The sequence below is a fragment of the Streptomyces sp. NPDC054849 genome (assembly GCF_053610945.1).
Genome location: NZ_JBSGZI010000132.1, coordinates 1 through 19,340, shown reverse-complemented (window position 1 = coordinate 19,340; position 19,340 = coordinate 1). Strand labels below are relative to the sequence as shown.

At 72.4% G+C, this 19,340-nt stretch carries 18 protein-coding genes; 6 read left to right on the top strand and 12 right to left on the bottom strand.

The window, feature by feature from the left end:
* Positions 1-32: 32 nt before the first annotated feature.
* The 3 genes from ACWGIF_RS34765 to ACWGIF_RS34755 are packed head-to-tail and all read right to left on the bottom strand — an operon-like array spanning position 33 to position 3,225.
* A complete protein-coding gene (locus ACWGIF_RS34765) occupies positions 33-1,100 on the bottom strand; it encodes a Zn-dependent alcohol dehydrogenase (protein ID WP_453503494.1) in 1,068 nt (355 codons plus the stop codon).
* On the bottom strand, positions 1,097-2,296 hold the full coding sequence (locus ACWGIF_RS34760; RefSeq protein ID WP_453503493.1) for an acyl-CoA dehydrogenase family protein: 1,200 nt from the start codon (positions 2,294-2,296) through the stop codon (positions 1,097-1,099). Before ACWGIF_RS34760 ends, ACWGIF_RS34765 begins: the two co-directional genes overlap by 4 nt.
* Positions 2,297-2,304: 8 nt before the next feature.
* Positions 2,305-3,225 carry an SDR family NAD(P)-dependent oxidoreductase gene (locus ACWGIF_RS34755; protein ID WP_453503491.1) on the bottom strand — a complete coding sequence of 307 codons (921 nt, stop codon included), beginning with the start codon at positions 3,223-3,225 and terminating at the stop codon, positions 2,305-2,307.
* Between the two features lie 116 nt (positions 3,226-3,341).
* Between ACWGIF_RS34755 and ACWGIF_RS34750 the strand changes: the two genes are divergently transcribed.
* A complete protein-coding gene (locus ACWGIF_RS34750) occupies positions 3,342-4,268 on the top strand; it encodes a cyclase family protein (RefSeq protein WP_453503490.1) in 927 nt (308 codons plus the stop codon).
* A gap of 144 nt (positions 4,269-4,412) precedes the next feature.
* Positions 4,413-5,108, top strand: coding sequence for a hypothetical protein (locus ACWGIF_RS34745; RefSeq protein ID WP_453503489.1), 696 nt, complete (start codon positions 4,413-4,415; stop codon positions 5,106-5,108).
* Between the two features lie 330 nt (positions 5,109-5,438).
* On the opposite strand, the gene ACWGIF_RS34740 is transcribed toward ACWGIF_RS34745, so the two are convergent.
* The 4 genes from ACWGIF_RS34740 to ACWGIF_RS34725 form a co-directional block, all read right to left on the bottom strand.
* On the bottom strand, positions 5,439-5,903 hold the full coding sequence (locus ACWGIF_RS34740) for an ATP-binding protein (protein ID WP_453503488.1): 465 nt from the start codon (positions 5,901-5,903) through the stop codon (positions 5,439-5,441).
* Between the two features lie 391 nt (positions 5,904-6,294).
* On the bottom strand, positions 6,295-7,191 hold the full coding sequence (locus ACWGIF_RS34735; RefSeq protein ID WP_453503486.1) for an acyl-CoA dehydrogenase family protein: 897 nt from the start codon (positions 7,189-7,191) through the stop codon (positions 6,295-6,297).
* Positions 7,192-7,196: 5 nt separating this feature from the next.
* A complete protein-coding gene (locus tag ACWGIF_RS34730; RefSeq protein WP_453503484.1) occupies positions 7,197-8,360 on the bottom strand; it encodes an acyl-CoA dehydrogenase family protein in 1,164 nt (387 codons plus the stop codon).
* Positions 8,360-9,547, bottom strand: coding sequence for an amidohydrolase family protein (locus tag ACWGIF_RS34725; protein ID WP_453503483.1), 1,188 nt, complete (start codon positions 9,545-9,547; stop codon positions 8,360-8,362). Before ACWGIF_RS34725 ends, ACWGIF_RS34730 begins: the two co-directional genes overlap by 1 nt.
* 130 nt (positions 9,548-9,677) lie before the next feature.
* On the opposite strand from ACWGIF_RS34725, the gene ACWGIF_RS34720 reads away from it, so the two are divergent.
* Positions 9,678-11,231 carry an AMP-binding protein gene (locus ACWGIF_RS34720; protein ID WP_453503482.1) on the top strand — a complete coding sequence of 518 codons (1,554 nt, stop codon included), beginning with the start codon at positions 9,678-9,680 and terminating at the stop codon, positions 11,229-11,231.
* A 240-nt stretch (positions 11,232-11,471) separates the two neighbouring features.
* On the top strand, positions 11,472-11,798 hold the full coding sequence (locus tag ACWGIF_RS34715; protein ID WP_453503481.1) for a hypothetical protein: 327 nt from the start codon (positions 11,472-11,474) through the stop codon (positions 11,796-11,798).
* A gap of 115 nt (positions 11,799-11,913) precedes the next feature.
* Here ACWGIF_RS34715 and ACWGIF_RS34710 read toward each other — a convergent pair whose 3' ends face one another.
* Both ACWGIF_RS34710 and ACWGIF_RS34705 read right to left on the bottom strand, forming a co-directional pair.
* Positions 11,914-13,167: a maleylpyruvate isomerase N-terminal domain-containing protein gene (locus tag ACWGIF_RS34710; RefSeq protein ID WP_453503479.1), complete on the bottom strand. Its 1,254-nt coding sequence runs from the start codon at positions 13,165-13,167 to the stop codon at positions 11,914-11,916.
* Positions 13,164-13,742 carry a sigma-70 family RNA polymerase sigma factor gene (locus tag ACWGIF_RS34705; RefSeq protein WP_453503478.1) on the bottom strand — a complete coding sequence of 193 codons (579 nt, stop codon included), beginning with the start codon at positions 13,740-13,742 and terminating at the stop codon, positions 13,164-13,166. The genes ACWGIF_RS34710 and ACWGIF_RS34705 overlap by 4 nt, the downstream gene beginning before the upstream one ends.
* Before the next feature lie 302 nt (positions 13,743-14,044).
* On the opposite strand from ACWGIF_RS34705, the gene ACWGIF_RS34700 reads away from it, so the two are divergent.
* Positions 14,045-14,563 (top strand): EF-hand domain-containing protein, encoded by a 519-nt coding sequence (locus ACWGIF_RS34700; protein ID WP_453503477.1) that lies wholly within the window; start codon positions 14,045-14,047, stop codon positions 14,561-14,563.
* 311 nt (positions 14,564-14,874) lie between these two features.
* Here ACWGIF_RS34700 and purU read toward each other — a convergent pair whose 3' ends face one another.
* Together purU and ACWGIF_RS34690 are read right to left on the bottom strand one after the other, a co-directional pair.
* Positions 14,875-15,753 (bottom strand): formyltetrahydrofolate deformylase, encoded by an 879-nt coding sequence (gene purU / locus ACWGIF_RS34695; protein WP_453503476.1) that lies wholly within the window; start codon positions 15,751-15,753, stop codon positions 14,875-14,877.
* Positions 15,754-15,767: 14 nt separating this feature from the next.
* Complete coding sequence (locus ACWGIF_RS34690; RefSeq protein WP_453503496.1) at positions 15,768-16,214, bottom strand: SCO4402 family protein; 447 nt, start codon at positions 16,212-16,214, stop codon at positions 15,768-15,770.
* 196 nt (positions 16,215-16,410) lie between these two features.
* Here ACWGIF_RS34690 and ACWGIF_RS34685 point away from each other — a divergent pair, with 196 nt between their 5' ends.
* On the top strand, positions 16,411-17,700 hold the full coding sequence (locus ACWGIF_RS34685) for an ABC transporter substrate-binding protein (protein WP_453503474.1): 1,290 nt from the start codon (positions 16,411-16,413) through the stop codon (positions 17,698-17,700).
* 15 nt (positions 17,701-17,715) lie between these two features.
* On the opposite strand, the gene ACWGIF_RS34680 is transcribed toward ACWGIF_RS34685, so the two are convergent.
* Positions 17,716-19,098 carry a hypothetical protein gene (locus ACWGIF_RS34680; protein WP_453503472.1) on the bottom strand — a complete coding sequence of 461 codons (1,383 nt, stop codon included), beginning with the start codon at positions 19,096-19,098 and terminating at the stop codon, positions 17,716-17,718.
* Positions 19,099-19,340 lie beyond the last annotated feature (242 nt).

The following is a 19,340-nucleotide window of genomic DNA, read 5'->3' as shown; positions in this document are numbered from 1 at the left end:
GGCCCGGAGCTGATCCCCGGGCCCCGCAGCCGTCAGAAGGTGAGCACCCCGCGCGCCACGCGCCCGTGGTGGGCGTCGTCGGCGGCCTTGGCGAAGTCCTCGACCGGGTAGACCTCCGTCACCAGCTCGTCCAGCAGCAGCCGGCCCTGCCGGTAGAGCTCGGCGTACAGCGCGATGTCGCGCTGCGGACGCGAGGACCCGTACCGGCAGCCCATGATCGTCTTGTCGAGGTACATGGACGAGACGAGGAAGGACGCCTCCTCCTGGAAGCCGGGCACGCCGAGCAGGATCGCCTGGCCGTGCCGGTCGAGGAGGTCGACGGCCTGCCGGATCAACTTGACGTCGCCCACGCACTCGAAGGCGTGGTCGGCGCCCGTCGGCAGGATCTCGCGAACCGCCGCCGACGCGTCGGCCACGGCGGACGCGTCGATGAAGTGCGTGGCCCCGAACTGCCGTGCCACCGCCTCCTTCGCCGGGTTCGCGTCCACCGCGACGATGGTCGTGGCCCCCGCGATCCGGGCCCCCTGCAGCACGTTCAGCCCGATGCCGCCGGTGCCGATGACGACCACCGTCTCGCCACGGTCGACGCGGGCCCGGTTCAGCACCGCCCCCACCCCCGTGAGGACTCCGCAGCCGATCAGCGCCGCCGACGTCAGCGGGATGTCCGCGGGGATCTTCACGGCCTGCACGGCGCTGACGAGCGTGCGCTCCGCGAAGGCGGAGTTGGAGGCGAACTGGAACAGCGGCTTCCCGCCCCGCGAGAAGGGCTGTCCGGGCATTCCGATCGCCTTGCGGCACATCGTGGGCCGGCCCCGGTCGCAGTCGGCGCACGCACCGCAGTTGGCGAGCGTGGACAGCGCCACGTGATCGCCCGGAGCCACGTGTGTGACGCCCGCGCCCACGGCCTCCACGATGCCCGCGCCCTCGTGCCCCAGCACCACCGGCGGCGGGAAGGGGATCGTCCCGTCGATCACCGACAGGTCGCTGTGGCACAGTCCGGCCGCCCCGATCGCGACCAGCACCTCCCCCGGCCCCGGGTCGCGGATCTCCAGGTCGTCGACCACCTGGGCCTGCTTGCCGTCGAATACGACGCCTCTCACCTGGACTCCTTAGGCAGGCCGAGCACGCGCTCGGCGATGATGTTCCGCTGGATCTCGTCCGAGCCGCCGTAGATGGTGTCGGCGCGGGTGAACAGGAACAGGCGCTGGTCCTCGTCGAGCCCGCGTTCGTACGGGAGCCCGGGCGCCCAGTCCGCCGGCCCGGCGGCCGCCGCCGCGCCGCGGACCTCCACCGCCAGCTCGCCGAGCCGCCGGTGCCACCCGCCCCACAGCAGCTTGGCCACGCTCGGCGCGCCCGCGTCGTCCGTGGTGCCCAGCGTGCGCAGCGCGTTCCACCGCATCGTGCGCAGGTCGGACCACTGCCGGACGAGGCGGTCCCGGACCACCGGATCGGCCGTGCCCGAAGCCGCGTACAGCCGCAGGACCCGCTCCAGTTCGGCCGCGAAACCGATCTGCTGCACCAGCGTCGAGACGCCCCGCTCCAGGGCGAGCAGGCCCATGGCCACGGTCCAGCCGTCGCCCTCTCCGCCGACGGCCTCCGCCGCCACCGCGCCGTCGAAGAACACCTCGTTGAACTCCGAGGTCCCCGACATCTGCCGGATCGGCCGGACCTCGACGCGGCCCGGCTGGTCCATCGGTACGAGGAGGAAGGACAGGCCACGGTGGCGCCGTGATCCGGGCTCGGTGCGGGCCAGGACGAAGCACCAGTCGGCGTCCTGGGCCAGCGAGGTCCAGATCTTCTGCCCCGTGACCCGGAAGAGTCCGTCGGCCGGGTCCCGGACCGCCGCGGTACGGATCCCCGCGAGGTCGGAGCCGGCGCCCGGCTCGCTGTAGCCCTGGCACCACAGCTCCTCGCCCCGCGCGATGCCGGGCAGGAAGCGGTCCTGCTGCTCCCGGCTGCCGTATGCGATCAGCGTGGGCGCGAGGAGGTTCTCCCCGATGTGGCCGACCCGGCCGGGCGCGCGCAGCGCCGCGTACTCCTCGGCCCACACCACCTGCCCGGTCAGCGACAGCCGCCGCTGTCCGTACGCCCCGGCCGGGACCTCCCAGCCCTGCCCGATCCAGCCGCCCCGGCCCAGCTCGCACTCCCATGCGCGCCGGGCCTCGACCCCTTCGTGTTCGCTGCCCGGCCCGCCGAGGCCCAGGACGTGCGCGTACGGGCCCACGAGGTGCTCCGCCAGCCACGCCCGGGCGCACCCGCGCAGCTCCTCGTCCTCGGCCCCGAAGCTGAAGTCCACTTCGGCCCCTATGTGTTGGGGCGGTCCTTGGCGGCCGCCGCCCTGGCCATGGCCTCCAGCTGCGCCAGCATCGGCATGGGGTCGGTTCCCACCGTCCCGGGCAGGAAGTCGGCGATCTTCTCCGGCGTCCAGGAGCCCTCGGCGTATCCGGCGCGCAGCTCGCGCGGCTGCGCCCAGACGGCGATCTTCGGGCCGGCGATCGTGTAGACCTGCCCGGTGATCTTCTCCCCGGCGACGGCCACGGCCTTGTCGCTGAGCAGGTAGGTGACGAGCGCCGCCACGTCCTCGGGCTCGCCGATCTCCTTGAGCTCCATGGGGACGTTGGCCGACATGCGGGTGCGGGCGACGGGGGCGACGGCGTTGGCCGTGACGCCGTACTTGGCGAGGCCGAGCGCGGCGGACCGGACGAGGGAGATGATCCCGCCCTTGGCCGCGCTGTAGTTGGCCTGGGCGACCGAGCCCTGGTGGTTGCCGCTGGTGAAGCCGATCAGCGTGCCCGATCCCTGCCTGCGCATGACGGCTGAGGCGGCGCGGAAGACGGTGAACGTCCCCTTGAGGTGGGTGGCGACGACGGGGTCCCACTCCTCCTCGCTCATGTTGAAGAGCATCCGTTCGCGCAGGATGCCGGCCACGCAGACGACACCGTCGACGCGCCCGTACCGGGCGAGGGCGGTGTCGACGATGCGCTGGCCGCCCGCCATGGTGGAGATGTCGTCGGCGACGGCTACGGCCTCGCCGCCGGCGGCCCGGATCTCCTTCACCACGCCGTCGGCTATCTCGCTGGTCGGCTCGCCGCCCTCGATCCCCACCCCGTAGTCGTTGACGACGACCTTGGCACCCTCGGCGGCCGCGGCGAGTGCCACGGCCCGCCCGATGCCCCGGCCGGCGCCGGTGACGGCGACGACCTTGCCTGCCAAGAAGTTCCCCACGTCCGGCCCCTTCCCGCGTTTTCTGACGGACCGTTAGATTCTATGGGTAGTCAGATGCACCAGCACAAGCCCTCGTGCCCTCGTTGCCGTATCCACGCAAGGAGCTGTCGACGCCCATGACCCTGCCCGCCGAGTTCCACGACATCGCCAAGCGCGTCAACAACTGGGGACGCTGGGGCGCCGACGACGAGATCGGCACCCTGAACCTGATCACGGACGAGGTCGTCCGGGGCGCCGCGGCACAGATCCGCAGCGGCCGCCGCATCCCGCTGGCCCTCCCGCTCAAGGAGGACGGGGTCCAGGTCGGCATGATCCCCGGCCGGATCAACCCGCTGCACACGATGGTGCAGATCAACCAGGAGATCTTCGGCCCGGGCACGGTGGCGTGCAGCGACGACGCCGTGAGCATGGGCCTCCAGGCGGGCACCCACTGGGACGCCCTGACCCACGTCTCACACTCGGGGAAGATCTACAACGGCCGCCCGGCCGGCACCATCACCGCGCACGGCCGCGCCGAGTTCAGCGGCATCGACAAGGCCGGCCCCATCGTGTCGCGCGGCGTCCTCCTCGACGTCGCCCGCGCGAAGGGCCTGGACCGGCTGGAGGGGGGCCACGCGGTGACCCCGGAAGACCTCGCGGAGGCGGAGGAGTTCGGCGGGGTCACGGTCCGCGCCGGCGACATCGTCCTGGTCCGCACCGGCCAGATCCAGGTCTATCTGGCGGGCGACCGGCACGGCTACGGATTCCCGTCCCCCGGCCTCTCGGTCCGCACCCCGGAGTGGTTCCACGCCCGCGACGTGGCGGCCGTCGCGAACGACACCCTCACCTTCGAGATCTTCCCGCCGGAGATCGACGACCTCTGGCTGCCGGTCCACGCCCTCGACCTGGTCGAGATGGGCATGCACCAGGGCCAGAACTGGAATCTCGAAAAGTTGTCCACAGCCTGTGCAGAAGAAAACCGGTACGCCTTCCTCCTCTCCGCCATGCCCGAACCCTTCGTCGGCGCCACCGGCACCCCCGTGGCCCCGGTGGCCGTCCTCTGATCCCGGGGCGGGGCGGGCGGCGCCGGGCAGGACGACCCCGGCCGCGCGCGAGCCGCGTGCAGTGGAACCATGAGGTGAACATGACGCGTCACCGTACGCGCGTCACACCCCGTCCCCACCACCTTCCCCGCAGGAGAAGTCCGCATGGCCAACCCGTACCAAGTACCGCCACCGCCGCCTGCCCCCAGGCGCCGCTCGGGCGGCAACATCGTCGCCGTCATCGTCCTCGCCGTGATCATCATCGGCGGCTACTTCGCCCTGCAGTCGGTCCGCAAGGACGACGGCAAGCCGTCGGCGTCCACCTCCACGGCGTCCCCCTCCGCCAAGCCCACGGCCAAGGACCCCGGATCCCCCGAGTCCTCGTCCGACACCTCCAGCGCGTGGAAGGTCGGCGACTGCGGCGGCCCCGACCCGGCCAAGGCCCCCGACGGGTACAAGCGGACGGACTGCTCCACCTCCGGGGCCACCTTCAAGGCCATCGACATCAAGGAGGCCAGCATCCTGCCGGGCTCGATCCAGTGCCCGCCGGGCACCGACCTGATGATCGAGGTGAGCATCTCCTACAACGGCGGCAAGTCGAGCGGCATCCCCACCAACACCGTCTGCGGCCGCAACCTGTCGAACGACCACCCCGGCGACGCGGGCGCAGGCGGCGGCCAGCTGGTGAAGGGCGACTGCGTCACCTCCCAGGCCAAGGAGGTCGCCTGCGGCGGCTCGGGCGCCCAGAAGGTCCTCGGCCTCGTCAAGACGGAGTCCGAGTGCCCCTCCGGCACCACGGACCCCATCAAGCTGACCATGTCGATCGGCCGCCCGTACGACGTGATCTGCACCGACGGCTAGGTCGTGCACCCTCCGCACTCCGCCACCCGGCCACCGGACGGCGGAGCGCGGAGTCACGAAGTCCCGGGAGGCCGTTCGCTGACGACCGGCCGCGGGCCGGCTACAGGTCGGCCGCAGGTCGCGTGTCATGCCGCAGGTCGGCCGCCGGGAGTCCCCGGCCGCCACCCGCGGAGGTACTGCGGGTGGCGGCGGCGCGCATGCACGCCCCGAGCGCGGCATGGCAGCCGCCACCCCACGACCCGCACTCGTCAAGGCCTGTCCTTGGCGTCCCCTCGCGTCGAATCGCTCCACACCAGGGTGATCAAGATGTAACGGATCGTCAACACCTCGTTAGAGGTACACGCGCGGTTCCCGCCCCGGAGAGTGAATATCCGACGGACCGTCGCAGGCCCCGTCCGACGCCGCCTTCTCCGCACGGTCGATCTCACACCAGATGCGCTTGCCCGCGCCTTCGCGCTGCCAGCCCCAGCGGTCCGCCAGGCCGTCCACCAGCTCCAGGCCGCGTCCGCCCGTGTCCTCCCCACACGCCTGCCGCCGGTTCGGCGCCCGGTCGCTCGCGTCGGCGACCTCGACCCGGACCCCGGGCCCCCCGAACAGCATCCGCAGCACGGCCGGGCAGCCCGTGTGCACGACCGCGTTCGTCACCAGCTCGGAGATCAGCAGGATCAGCGTCTCGGCGAGCGGCTCGTCGTCCCCTATGCCCGACCCCGCCAACCGGGACCGGGCCCACCGGCGGGCCCGGCCGACCTCGGCGGGATCCGCTCCTACCTCCAGCTGAACCTGAAGCACCTGCACCGCTCACACCATCCGAACCGGCGGACACTTCGCCTCGCGACCGACGGGATCACCTGGGGGTACCTCCGGGCGGCAACCCGGGGGGAGTGATCCCCTTGCGGAGCAGCATGGTTGACGTACAGTCACCACAACAAGCGCTTCAGGCATATTCCCGCGCGAAGGAGTAGGCGTGGTGCATACTGTGCGACGCTCGCGCCGCTCAACCGCTCGCATTCGTGGGAGCGTACCGGAGCAGGCCCTCGACTCCGGTCCGCTATGGGTCGAGCTAAGGACACAAACCGATATCAACTCTCTGTAATCAAACATGCGTCCCGCCCTGTCCACCCCGTGCCGTGCCGCGCCCTCCCCGCACCTTCCCCCGCCTTCCCGTCACCGTGAGCGACTCGGCCCGCTACCCCGCCGAGCCCAGCAGCTCCTGCGCCAGCAGTTCCTCCGCCTCCGCCGCCGTCCGCCACTGCTCGGCCCGCACCCAGGCCCGCTTCAGGTGCAGGTGCACGTCCGCCTCCCACGTGAAGCCCATCCCGCCGTGCACCTGCAGGCAGTCCCGGGCGTTGCGCACGGCCGCCTCGTCCGCGAGGAGCTTGGCCGCAGCCACCTCGCCCGGATCCTGCGTCACCGCCGCCGCGTAGACCGCCGTACGGACCACCTCCGCCCGCACCAGCATCCCCGCGCACAGGTGCTTGACCGCCTGGAACGCCCCGATCGGCCGCCCGAACTGCTCGCGCTCGCCCGCGTACCGCACCGCCAGCTCCACGGTCCGCAGGGCGCTCCCCAGCTGCAGCGCCGCCGTCAGCAGCGCCCCCTGCGAGCGGTACGGAGAACAGTCCGCGTACGAGGCCACCCGGTGCAGCGGCGTCAGCGGGTCGACCGAGCGCACCGGTGAGCCGGCCGGCACCCCGGACGCACCCAGCACCGCGTCCGCCTCACCCAGGTGGGCGACCAGACCGTCCCCCAGGTCGAAGGCGGTCACCACCGCCGTCCCGGCCGCCGCCCCCGGGACCACGCCGGCGGCCAGGTGCGTGGCCACCAGCGGCCCCGGCAGCAGGGCCCGCCCGGCCTCCTCGAAGACGAGCACCGCCTCCGGCAGCCCCAGCCCCACGCCGCCCTGTGCCTCCGGGAGCCTCAGCGCGAAGAAGCCCGCCTCGCCCAGCTCCCGCCACAGGGCCCGGTCCACGGCGACGCCCGTGTCCACCGAAGCCCGCAGCGCCTCGCGTCCGTACCGCCCCGCCAGCATCTCCCGTACGCCCGCCCGCAGGTCCCGCTGCTCCTCGGTCGGCTGGAAGTGCATGCCCCTCACCGGCCCTTCGGGAGGCCGAGGATCCGCTCGGCGACGATGTTCTGCTGGATCTGCGAGGTGCCCGCCGCGATCGTGTACGAGAGCGAGGAGAGCCGGTCCAGGGTCCATTCCCCGTCCAGGGCCAAGGAGCCGGCCCCGAGCACCTCGGCCGCCGCGTCGTACAGCTCCTGGCGCGCGTGCGAGTAGGCGAGCTTGAAGACGGAGCCGCCGATCCCGGGGACCCCGCCGGAGCGCTGCGACGCGCTGACGTTCCACTGGGTGAGCCGCCACAGCGCGCCGAACTCCCCGTGGAGCCGCCCCAGCCTGCGCCGCAGCACCGGATCGTCCCAGCGGCCGTTCGCCTGCGCCGTACGGGCCAGCTCGCCCAGGGTCCGACGGCAGGCGACGACCTCGCCGACGAAGGCGGTGCCCCGTTCGAAGGAGAGGGTGACCATGGTGACCCGCCAGCCGTCGTTCTCCGCCCCGACCCGGTTGGCGACGGGGACCCGTACCTCGTCGAGGAACACCTCCGCGAACTCCGTCGACCCGGCAAGCGTGCGCAGCGGCCGTACGGTGACCCCCGGCGCGTCCATCGGCATCGCCAGCCAGGAGATCCCCCGGTGCTTGGGGGTCTGCGCGGTGACGGGGCTGGTCCGCACCAGCAGCTCGCACCAGTCGGCGACCTCCGCGTGCGAGGTCCAGATCTTCGACCCGGTGACCACGTACGCGTCGCCGTCGCGGACCGCCCGCGTCCGCAGGGAGGCCAGGTCGGATCCCGCGTCCGGCTCGCTGAACCCCTGGCACCACACCTCGTCGCCGCGCAGTACGGGCGGCAGCCAGCGCGCCCGCTGCCCGGCACTGCCCTCGGCGGCGATGGTCGGCCCGGCGTGCAGCAGCCCGACGAAGTTCGCGCCCACGTACGGGGCCCCGGCGCGCTCCGTCTCCTCCAGGAAGATCAGGTGCTGGGTCGCGGTGGCCCCGCGCCCGCCGGCGTCCACCGGCCAGTGCAGGCCCGCGTACCCGGCGTCGTACAGCCTGCGCTGCCAGCCGAGGTCGTACGCGCGCCGGCCCGGCCAGTCGTCCGGCGACGGCCTGGCGGGCAGCTCGGGCAGGGCCTTGCCGAGCCAGGCGCGCAGCCGGGCGCGGAAGTCCTGTTCCTCCTCCGTGTAGGTCAGATCCATCAGACGAGGTCCAGGCCGAGCATGCGGATCGCGTTGCCGCGCATCAGCTTGTGGATGGTCTCGTCGTCCAGTCCCTTCACGTGGTCGAGGGCGACCTCCTTGGTGTGCGGGAAGGTCGAGTCCACGTGCGGGTAGTCGGTCTCGAAGGTCGCGTTGTCGCGCCCGACGACGTCGATCGAGGCGATCCCGTGCTTGTCGCGGAAGAAGCAGCAGAACATCTGCCGGTAGTAGTACGTGGAGGGCGGCTCGGGGATCAGGTCGCGGACCCCGCCCCAGGCCCGGTGCTCCTCCCAGACGTCGTCGGCGCGCTCCAGGGCGTACGGGATCCAGCCCATCTGCCCCTCGCTGTAGGCGAGCTTCAGCGTCGGGAACTTGACGAGCACCCCGCTGAAGAGGAAGTCCATCATCGAGGCCATCGCGTTGTTGAAGCTGAGCGAGGCCTGGACGGCGGGCGGCGCGTCGGGGGAGGCGGCGGGCATCTGGGAGCTGGACCCGATGTGCATGTTGACCACCGTGCCGGTCTCCTGGCAGACGGCGAAGAAGGGGTCCCAGTAGCCGGAGTGGATCGACGGCAGCCCCAGGTGGGTCGGGATCTCGGAGAAGGTCACGGCGCGCACCCCGCGGGCGGCGTTGCGCCGGATCTCCGCGACCGCGAGGTCGATGTCCCAGAGCGGGATGATGCACAGCGGGATCAGCCGGCCTCCGCTGTCGCCGCACCACTCCTCGACCATCCAGTCGTTGTAGGCGCGGACGCAGGCCAGCGCCACCTCCTTGTCGTGCGCCTCGGCGAAGGTCTGGCCGCAGAAGCGCGGGAAGGTGGGGAAGCACAGGGAGGCCTCGACGTGGTTGAGGTCCATGTCGGCGAGGCGCGCCTTGGGGTCCCAGCAGCCCCGGCGCATCTCCTCCCTCGTGATGCCCTCCAGCGTCATGTCGTCGCGGTCGAAGCCGACGGCGGCGATGTTGCGCTTGTACGGGAACTTCAGGTCCTCGTAGATCCACCAGTCGGCCGGCGGGCCGTCGGGGTCCATGGTGATGACGTACTTGCCGCCGGTGTAGGCGAGTTCTCCGATGCCTGCGGTGAGCGCCTTGGGGCCGCGGTCGCGGTATCTGGCCGGCAGCCAGACGTCGAACAGGTGCGCGGGCTCGATCACGTGGTCGTCGACGCTGATGATCCGAGGCAGTTCCATGGTCTCCCCAATTCACCCATCTGATGGATCGTCAGAAACAAGCTAGCCCCGCCACCCCTGGACCGACAAGCGCCGGAGCCCTACGCTCTGCGCTGGATCTGACTAACCGTCAGCTATGGGGAGGTCTGGGATGACGGACACCGCGACCGCGACAGAACTGAGCCGCTCCCGCACCCTGTGGGAACTGATCGACCGCCGGGCCGCACTCACCCCCGACACCACCGTCCTGATCGAGGCGGCCGAGGACCCGGCGCAGGACCGCAGGCTCACCTTCGGGGAGCTGCGCGACCGCTCGGAACGCGTCGCCGCGGGCCTGTACGGCATGGGCGTGCGCCCCGGCACGGTCGTCGCCTGGCAGCTCCCCACCCGCATCGAGACCGTGCTGCTCTCCGTCGCCCTCGCCCGGATCGGCGCCGTCCAGAGCCCCGTCATCCCGTTCTACCGGGACCGCGAGGTCGGCTTCGCGCTCCGCGAGTCCAAGGCCGAGTTCTTCGCCGTCCCCGGCGTCTGGCGGGGCTTCGACCACCCGGCGATGGCCCGGCGGCTCGGCGCACGCGGCGTCTTCGAGGCCTACGCGTCCCTCCCGGACGGCGACCCGACCGTCCTCCCCCCGCCGCCCGCCTCCGGCACGGACGTCCGGTGGATCTACTGGACCTCCGGCACCACCTCCGACCCCAAGGGCGTCCTGCACACCGACCGCTCGCTGATCGCGGGCGGCTCCTGCCTCGCGCACGCCCTGCACCTGACGCCGTCCGACGTCGGCTCGATGGCCTTCCCCTTCGCGCACATAGCCGGGCCCGACTACACCGTGATGCTGCTGCTGTACGGCTTCCCCGCGGTGCTCTTCGAGAAGTTCGCGATGCCCGACGCGCTGGACGGCTACCGCCGCCACGGCGTCACCGTGGCCGGCGGCTCGACCGCCTTCTACTCCATGTTCCTGACCGAGCAGCGCAAGACCCCCGACGTCCCGCTGATCCCCACGCTCCGCCTCCTGGCGGGCGGCGGCGCCCCGAAACCGCCGGAGATCTACCACGCCGTCGTCCGCGAAATGGGCTGCCAACTGACCCACGGCTACGGCATGACCGAAGTCCCGATGATCACCATGGGCGCCCCGGACGACACGGCGGCGCACCTCGCCCTGACCGAAGGCCGCCCCCCGGCGGGCATGTCCATCCGCATCACCACCCCGGACGGCACGCCGCTCCCCCCGGACACGGACGGGGAGGTCCGGCTCCGGGGCGAGGCCGTCTGCCAGGGCTACCTGAACCGGGACCGGTCGGCGGAGGTCTTCGACGCCGACGGCTACCTCATCACGGGTGACCTCGGCCACCTGACCCAGGACGGCTACCTCGTCCTCACCGGCCGCAGCAAGGACGTCATCATCCGCAAGGGCGAGAACATCTCCGCGAAGGAGATCGAGGACCTGCTCCACCGCCTCCCGGGCGTCGCGGACGTGGCGGTCATCGGCCTCCCGGACCCGGACCGCGGCGAACGCGTCTGCGCCGTGGTCGAACAGCCCGCGGGAGCCGCGCCCCTGACCCTGCCCCAACTGACGGCGTACCTGCGCGCGGAGGGCCTGGCCACCCACAAGCTCCCGGAACGACTGGAGCTCCTGGAGTCCCTCCCCCGCAACGAGGCCCTGCGCAAGATCCTGAAGTACAAACTCCGCGAGCGGTACGCCTGATCCCGCGGGGCGGGGGCGGGGGCGCCACGGTCCCCGGTCGCACCGGGGAGGGAGCGGGGTGACGATGGAAAGGCGGTCCCCGCTCCGGGTGTGCCCCCTTCCCCGTCGAGGGGACGGCCTCCCGCTCGGGGCGCGCGGCCGGGGGCGTGGCGCCGAACGGTACCGGCGGCCGAGCCGGCCTGCCCGGGGCGCCGGGCGTGCGGCCCGCGGCTTCCCGATTCCTCCTGGTAAGGAAGACTCATGAACCGGCGCACACGCCTTCTCCTCGTTCTCAGCCCCCTCGCGGCCGCCTCGCTCATCGCCGCCCCCACCGCCCTCGCGGCGCTCCCCCAGTCCCCGCCGGCCGTCGTCCCGGCCGCGACCTGTTCGACCTCCGGCGTCCTGGAGAACGGGAAGGTGCACCTCTCCGGCGGCGGCTTCACCCCGGGCCCGGCCTATGTGTACGGATCGGCGGGCTTCGGCGGGACCGTAGAGATCGCCGAGAACGGCGGCTTCCAGGTCACGAACGTGCCTCCCGGCCAGTACAGCGTCCGGCAGGGCGGCGAACTGACCCAGTGCAGCGGCTAGCTCACCGAGGCGCTGACCGGGGCGGCGGGCGGCGGGGCGGACGGCCGCCACCCCGGGCCGCGGTCGGCCGACGAGGGTGGCGGGTGTGGACGGCCGTCGGCCTGAGGCGGCCGGGCTACAACCGACTCAGCGAAGCCGCCGCGAACAGCACGTCCCGGATCGCCTCACGGTCTCCGTGCTGACCCACCGCCGCCTCCTCCGGAGAGATGTGCCCGGCGGCCAGCTGGCAGAACTCGATGCCGTCCAGAGCGATCTCCGCCACCGTCCGCTCCGGTGAGGGCTTCGCCCCCGGTGAGTCCAGGGCGATGTCCCAGCCACCACCGCCCGCGCCCTCGATCTCCAGGTGCAGAGTCCGCCCGGGCGCGCCCGCCGCGACCAGGCCCCGTGCCGGTGACGCCAGACCCGCGCGGCGCCGCTGCGCCAGCGCGCCCGGCAGGAGCCGCGCCGCCAGGTCGATCATCCGGTGCAGATGCGGCCCGGACGGCGGCTCGTACGGGTAGTCCACCGCCTCCGCGATGTCCCAGGCGTGCACCCAGCACTCGAAGGCCCGCTCCAGGAACGCGTCTCCGAGCGGGAGCGCGAAGCCGCCGTAGTCCACCGCCAGCTCGGCGACGCCCCGGCCGGCGAAGGAGACCGTACGCACCAGCGTGTGGCCCTGTTCCCGCCACGGCTCGCGCACCTGCCGGGTGGCCGGGTAGGCCGACGCGTTCCAGAAGTGCTCCGTCCGTACGGTCGGACCGCCCGGCGGCGCGTCCGACCCCAGCGGGTCGTCCAGACCCAGCGCGGTGGCGATCAGCCCGTCCACCGTCAGCAGATGGCCGATCACCCCCGCCACGGTGGTCCGCTGCGACCGGCGCCGCTCCTCCTCGAACCACTTCAGCCGCACCGGGGTGTGCCATTCCGCGTCCCCGAAGTCCTGCAGCAGCGCGTCGAGCCGCGCGGTCTCGGTGTCGTACGGGCTCGCCCACACCGGCACCGGGATGCGGGCCGGGCGCTTGCCCAGGCAGTCCTCCAGGACGCGCGAGCGCAGCAGCGGCTTGAGGTCGAGGTTCTCCTCGGGGTGCAGCAGCCCCACCGCGTCGCGCAGCCGCAGCGCCTCCTCGGCGCAGGGCGCGCACTCGGTGAGGTGGTCCTCCACCGCCCGGGTCTCCTCGGCCGAGCAGGCCGCGAGCGCCCACGCGCCGAGCAGGGACTTCAGCACGGCGTGCGAGGGCGGCGGGACCGGTGCGGGCAACGGCCGCGGCCTCGGCGGCGGCTGCGGCGCATACCCCGGGTCCAGGTCGTCGGCGGCCCCGCGCGGACCCGGTATCCGCGCCCGGCCGCCGGGACGCTCGTATCCGTCGTCGGGCGACTCGGCAGGGCCGTTCATCGGGATGTTCCGTATTCGCGCGGGCCGTATCCGGGCTGGGCGGCGTCCTCCGGCGGGAGGGCGTTTGCGGTCGACAGCAGCTGGAGCCCGAGGCGCAGGCGGCGCCGCGCCTCGTCCTCGCTGATCTGCAGGTCGGCGGCGGCCTGGCGGTAGTCGCGCCGTTTGAAGTACGCGAGTTCCAGCGCGGCGCGCAGCGGGGCGGGCATGGAGGTGACGATGTAGTCGGCGCGGGCGGCGGCGTTGGCGCTGCGCACCTTCTGCTCCAGCTCCTCGCGGGAGCCCCGGCCCAGTTCGGCCTGGCGCAGCCGGGCCACCGCCTGGCCCTGGGTGATCCGGGCGACCCAGGAGCGCATGGAGCCCTGCTTGGGGTCGTAGGCGTCCGGGTTCTCCCAGATGTAGCCGAACACCTCGCGGGTGATCCGGTCCGCCGCCTTCTCGTCGCCCAGCACCCGGTGGGCCAGGCTGTGCACGAGCGAGGCGAAGCGGTCGTACAGCTCCCCGAGGGCGGCGGCCTCGCCGCGGGCGAGGCGCTGCTGCATGCGGCGGTCCCAGCGCGGTGGTACGTCCTTCGGCATAAGTTCCCCCAGCCGTGTGTCGACGCAACGAATGTAGTGGGCACATGGCGGATCGCGCCTGTTTTGGCAGAACCTCGCCTCGGAAGAGCGCGCTCCGTGATAGGCGCGTGGCAGGGTGTGAACGGGGGTGCGGCCGAGGGCACATGGGGACAGGTGTACGCGCCCCACCGCGCTCCCCGTGCGCGGGTTCGATGCGGCCGCCTCCTTGACCACTTCGCTTAACGCGCCGGCCATGTAGGCCTTACGCTCCTGCCTTGTCTTGATCTGAACCCCACCGCACATGTGAAGGCGGAACGCCGAATATGGACAGCGCAGAATACGAGCGCAAGATCGCCGCCCGATTCGCCAGCTTCGACCAGGACGGGTCCGGCTATATCGACCGGGAGGACTTCAGTGCTGCCGCGAAGGCCGTCCTGGCCGAATTCGGTACGGCCGCCCGGTCGGACAAGGGCCAGGCCGTCTTCGCGGGCGCCGAGGCCTTCTGGCAGGGAATGGCCGGCATCGCGGACGTCGACGGGGACCAGCGGGTGTCCCGCGAGGAGTTCATCACCGGGGCGGCGAAGCGGCTGCGCGACAATCCGGAGCGGTTCGCGGAGATCGCACGGCCGTTCCTGCGGGCCGTGATCGCGGTGGCGGACGAGGACGGCGCCGGCGCGACACCGCCTGCGGCGGCCCGGGTCCTGCGCGTCCTGGGCACCGCCCCCGACCTGGCCACGCAGGTGGCGACGGCTCTGGACACCGACAGCGACGGCCGCATCTCGGAGGAGGAGATCCTGGCGGCCTTCGCGTCCTACTGCGGCGTGGAGGCCCCCGACGCGTAACGCCTGCGGCGCGCACCCGAGACCCGGGCCGAAGCCCCGCGGGCCTGTCCACCCCCGCGGGCCGATCCCCCCTGCCCTCACATACAGCCCCGCCCGGCCCTTCCGGTCCCGCCGGCGTCTGAGGCGCGGGGTCCGGGGCGGAGCCCCGCACTCTCCAGCCCCGCCCGGCCCCTCCAGCCCCGCCGGCGATTGAGGCGCGGGGGTCCGGGGGGCAGCGCCCTCGGGAGCCGGGCCGCACGGGCCCACCGCACCGCACACGCCGACGAGGCGGGACACACCCGCCCCCCGGCGGAGCCAGAGCCAGCCGGCCTCTACGCGAACACCACCGTCCGCGAGCCGTTCAGCAGCACGCGGTGCTCACTGTGCCACTTCACCGCCCGCGCGAGCGCCTGGCACTCCACGTCCCGCCCCACAGCCACCAGCTGCTCCGGCGTCACCTCGTGCCCCACCCGCTCGACCTCCTGCTCGATGATCGGCCCCTCGTCGAGGTCCGCCGTCACGTAGTGCGCGGTCGCGCCGATCAGCTTCACACCGCGCGCATGCGCCTGGTGGTACGGCTTCGCGCCCTTGAAGCTCGGCAGGAAGGAGTGGTGGATGTTGATGATCCGCCCGCTCAGCTCCTTGCACAGGGTGTCGGACAGCACCTGCATGTACCGCGCCAGCACCACCAGCTCGACGTTCTCCGCGCGCACGAGCTCCAGCAGCTGCGCCTCCGCCTCCGCCTTCGTGTCCTTCGTCACCGGGATGTGCACGAACGGGACGTCGTACGAGCCGACCAGTTCGGCGAAGTCGGTGTGGTTGGAGACCACGGCCGCGATCTCGACCGGCAGAGCCCCGATGCGCGAGCGGAACAGCAGGTCGTTGAGGCAGTGGCCGAACTTCGACACCATCAGCACGATCCGCATGCGCTCCTCGGAGCGGTGGATCTGCCAGTCCATCTTGAACGAGTCGCCGATCGCGGCGAAGCTGGCGCGCAGCTTCTCGACCGTCACCGCCGGCTCGGCCTCGAAGTGCACCCGCATGAAGAAGAGTCCGGTCTCCCGGTCTCCGAACTGCTGGCTGTCCAAGATGTTGCAGCCGGTCATGAAGAGGTAGCTCGACACGGCGTGCACGATGCCCTGCTTGTCGGGGCAGGACATGGTCAAGACGTACTGGGGCTGGGCCTGGGCCTCGTTGTGCGGGTCGCTCATGACCGCACAGCCTTTCACACCGCGCGGGTGAGGATCCTCAACACTTCCAGCGACGTGGGCCGGGCGTCCGGGTCGTCCCCGTCCGCCTCCGCCAGTCGTACGTGCGCCTCGCGGGCGGCGCGCACGGCCTCGGGCCATGCGTGGTGCTCCAGGTAGGCGGAGACGGGGGCGTCGGGCCCGACCTGGTGGAGGATGCGGAGCACCCGCAGTACCGCGAGGTCGACCAGGGTCGCCTCCTGCGAGTCGCGGAAGATCGTGCCGACGTACTTCTCCGCCGACCAGCTGTCGAGCCAGGTGTCCTCGACGAGCCGGTACACGGCGTCGGTGACGTCCCCGTACCCTTCGCCGCCGCTCAGCCAGGTGTCCTCGTGGAAGGCCGGATCGGAAAGCATGTGCAGCGCCGAGCGCACGTTGCAGCGCCAGCGCCACCAGGGCATGTCAGTGAGGGGCATGCCGCCCATGGTGGAGGAGCGGCCACCGCGTCGGGAAGAGTTCTTCGAACCTTGGGCGAATGTCACGCTTTCGATCGTACGTTCCTGTTCAGCGCGATCTTGAAGCGCCTGCGGGTGACCGCACCCCGCAATTTCACCTGGGCGTCACCGGATGTTGTGTCCATCTCACTCGACAGTTACCTGCGGGGCGGAATGGTGCATGGACATGACCAACTCGCGACGCGCTCTCTCCCTCTCCCGCACCTTCGTGGCCACGGCGATGGGGGCGTGCCTCGTCGCCGGGTGCGGGGGGCTCCCCGGAGGCTCGGGGGGCTCCGGGGAGACCATCACCGTCATGACCTTCGCCCCTGAAGGCACCAAGGCGACGAACATGGCCGGAATGACCGGCATGGCCAAGGCGTACGAACGCTGGGTGAACTCCAAGGGCGGCATCAACGGCCGCAAGCTCCGCGTGGTGACCTGCAACGAGAAGAACACGGCCGGCGGCGCCGCCGACTGCGCCCGCAAGGCCATCGCCGAGAAGGCCGTCGCCGTCGTCGGCTCCTACAGCCAGCACGGACGCGCCTTCATGGCCCCGCTGGAGGCCGAGGGCATCCCCTTCATCGGCGGCTACGGAGTCTCCTCCGAGGAGTTCCAGTCGCCCCTCTCCTACCCCGTCAACGGCGGCCAGCCCGTCCTCATCGCGGGCGCCGGCCACCAGCTGGGCCGCGCCTGCAACCAGGTCGCCCTGGTCCGTCCGGACACCATCGCGGGCGACACCCTGCCGGTCCTGCTCAACGCCGGACTGCGGGCCAACAAGCTGGCCGACGCCACCGACATCCGGGCCGCCGAGGACTCCGCGGACTTCGTACCGCAGGCCCGCGAGGCCCTCTCCCACACCACCGGCACCGGCAAGGAGAAGGAAAAGGAGAAGGGCTGCGTGACCGCGGTCCTCGGCGAGCGCACCGAGACCTTCTTCGACGCCTTCCGCCGGACCGAGGCCGAGCGCAGGAAGCCGCAGATCTCCTCCGTCCTGGGGAGCGTCAGCCAGTCGCTGGTGGACCGCACGGGCGGCAAGGAGAGCCCGTTCGAGGGCGCGTACCTCACCAGCTGGTACCCGGTGGCCGCCGATCCCCTCTGGGAGCCGATGCGCAAGGTGGTCTCCGAGCACGCTTTCGGCGACGACGACGTCGACCCCGACGACAGTGGGACGCAGACGACCTGGATCGCGTACACCGTGCTGAGCGAGATCGTGAAGCGCATCGACGGGGACGAGCCCCTCACCGCCCGCAAGGTCAAGCGGTCGCTGAACGAGTCGCTGCCCGTCAAGACCGGCGGCCTCACGCCGGACCTGAGCTGGCGCTACCAGGACATGCGCGCGGTCGCCGATTTCCCCCGGATCGTCAACGGCCGGGTCACCTTCCAGATCGTCCAGGCCGGCCGTCTCGTGGCGCAGCCCGGCGAGCAGTCCCTGGACATGACCCCGACCCTGGAGCAGGCCCCCCGCACGGCGTGAGCGGCCCGCCCGGGATCACAGCTGGGACTTGTCCCGCTTGGTGAGGCCGTACTTGGCCGCGATCGTGTTCCACATGGTCGCGGCCGACTCCTTGGCCTTGGTCGCCTCGCCGCTCGACTTGTTGCCGTCGGTGGCGTTCTTGGTGACCTTGGCCTTGCCGTCCTTGCATTTGTCGTCGTCCACGTCGTCCGCCCAGGCGGCGTAGCTGTCGTCGGCGTCCGCGGAGGACTGCCAGGCCTTGGTGAGGGCCGCGGAGAGCTTCACGTGGTCCGGGAGCTTGTCCACCTTCAGCTCCTGGAGGCGGGTGACGAGCTCCTCGCGCTGGCGGGCCGCGTCACGCAGGTCGGCCGCCGCCTGGTCGAGGTTGTTGCAGGCCTTGATGTCCTCCACGGCCTTGATCACCGCGGCCCGGCTGTCGTTGCTGTCCGCGAGGAGTTTGTCCAGCTGGACTGCCTGCGGGCGGGCCGGGTCGACCGGGGCCTCGCCGCCGGCCGCCGCGGAGCCGCCGCTCGCGGTGGGTGCGGCGGGCACCGCGCCCGGGTCGTTGTTCTGCGGCTTGCCGTCGCCGAGCAGCGAGCCGACGCCCAGCCCGACGACCGCCAGGCCGATGACCACCGCCCCGATGATCGCGGGCGAGACCCTGCGCCCGGCCTCCGGGGGCGGGGGCGGGGGCGCGTACTGCTGCTGCGGCGGCTGCGGGTACTGCGGCTGCTGCGCGTGCGGCGGTACGGGGCGCTGCGCACGCGGCGGGTAGGGGCGCGGCGGCGGCTGGCGCAGCACCGGCTCCTGAACGGGCGGCAGGTGCTGGGTGTGCCCGGCGGAGTCGTCGCCGCGGAACAGCCCGTCGAACCCCTCGACACCGCGGTCGGAGCGGTCGGCGGGGACGGGCGGTATGTACTGCGTCGCCGCCTCCTCGTGCGCGGGGCCGGCCGGCACGGGCGGGATGTACTGGGTCGCGTCCTCGTGGTGAGCAGACGCCGCGGGCGCCGCCGGCACGGGCGCGATGTACTGGGTCGCGTCCTCGTGAGCAGATGACGCGGGCGCCGCCGGCACGGGCGGGAAGTACTGCGTCGCAGCCTCGTCCTGCGCGGAGGCCGCGGGCGCCGCCGGGAAGTACGCGGCCGCGGCCCCGTCGTGAGCGGGTTCCGCCGGGACGGGCGGGATGTACTGGGTGGCGGCCTCGGGCAGCGGCGGGTAGCCGTAGCCGTGCGGCGCCCCCGGCCCCTCGTAGCCGGGCCCCACGACGTGCCCGGGCGCGGCCTCCGGCGCGGGGTACGCCTGCGGGTACCCGTACGCGGCACCGGGCTGCGGCTGCTCCGGGTACTCGTACCCGGCCGCCGGGTCCGGACCCCACGGAGCACCCGGCTGGGGGGCGCCCCCTTGTCCGCTCTGCGTCACCGGGACTCCTTCTCCGACTCGCCCAACCACGGAACCGTCAGGTCACGCTACCCCGTCACGCACCGCCACGGTGAGACCACCCACCACCCCGTCAACCTCGACCCCGCCCGTCCAGCCCGCGGGGACACACTCCGGCCCCACGACCACACCCGGCCCGCCGGCAAACCCAGCCCCGCCGGCGCTTGAGGCGACCTTCAGCCCCGCCGGCGATTGAGGCGCGGGGTCCGGGGCGGAGCCCCGGT

What these genes read in the sequence shown, in the direction of transcription:
- ACWGIF_RS34690 (WP_453503496.1), bottom strand. Translation starts at nt 16,214, where the DNA reads ATGGGCGGCATGCCCCTCACTGACATGCCCTGGTGGCGCTGGCGCTGC.
- ACWGIF_RS34710 (WP_453503479.1), bottom strand. Translation starts at nt 13,167, where the DNA reads ATGAACGGCCCTGCCGAGTCGCCCGACGACGGATACGAGCGTCCCGGC.
- purU (WP_453503476.1), bottom strand. Translation starts at nt 15,753, where the DNA reads ATGAGCGACCCGCACAACGAGGCCCAGGCCCAGCCCCAGTACGTCTTG.
- ACWGIF_RS34735 (WP_453503486.1), bottom strand. Translation starts at nt 7,191, where the DNA reads ATGCACTTCCAGCCGACCGAGGAGCAGCGGGACCTGCGGGCGGGCGTA.
- ACWGIF_RS34750 (WP_453503490.1), top strand. Translation starts at nt 3,342, where the DNA reads ATGACCCTGCCCGCCGAGTTCCACGACATCGCCAAGCGCGTCAACAAC.
- ACWGIF_RS34705 (WP_453503478.1), bottom strand. Translation starts at nt 13,742, where the DNA reads ATGCCGAAGGACGTACCACCGCGCTGGGACCGCCGCATGCAGCAGCGC.
- ACWGIF_RS34730 (WP_453503484.1), bottom strand. Translation starts at nt 8,360, where the DNA reads ATGGATCTGACCTACACGGAGGAGGAACAGGACTTCCGCGCCCGGCTG.
- ACWGIF_RS34720 (WP_453503482.1), top strand. Translation starts at nt 9,678, where the DNA reads ATGACGGACACCGCGACCGCGACAGAACTGAGCCGCTCCCGCACCCTG.
- ACWGIF_RS34715 (WP_453503481.1), top strand. Translation starts at nt 11,472, where the DNA reads ATGAACCGGCGCACACGCCTTCTCCTCGTTCTCAGCCCCCTCGCGGCC.
- ACWGIF_RS34725 (WP_453503483.1), bottom strand. Translation starts at nt 9,547, where the DNA reads ATGGAACTGCCTCGGATCATCAGCGTCGACGACCACGTGATCGAGCCC.
- ACWGIF_RS34685 (WP_453503474.1), top strand. Translation starts at nt 16,411, where the DNA reads ATGACCAACTCGCGACGCGCTCTCTCCCTCTCCCGCACCTTCGTGGCC.
- ACWGIF_RS34700 (WP_453503477.1), top strand. Translation starts at nt 14,045, where the DNA reads ATGGACAGCGCAGAATACGAGCGCAAGATCGCCGCCCGATTCGCCAGC.
- ACWGIF_RS34745 (WP_453503489.1), top strand. Translation starts at nt 4,413, where the DNA reads ATGGCCAACCCGTACCAAGTACCGCCACCGCCGCCTGCCCCCAGGCGC.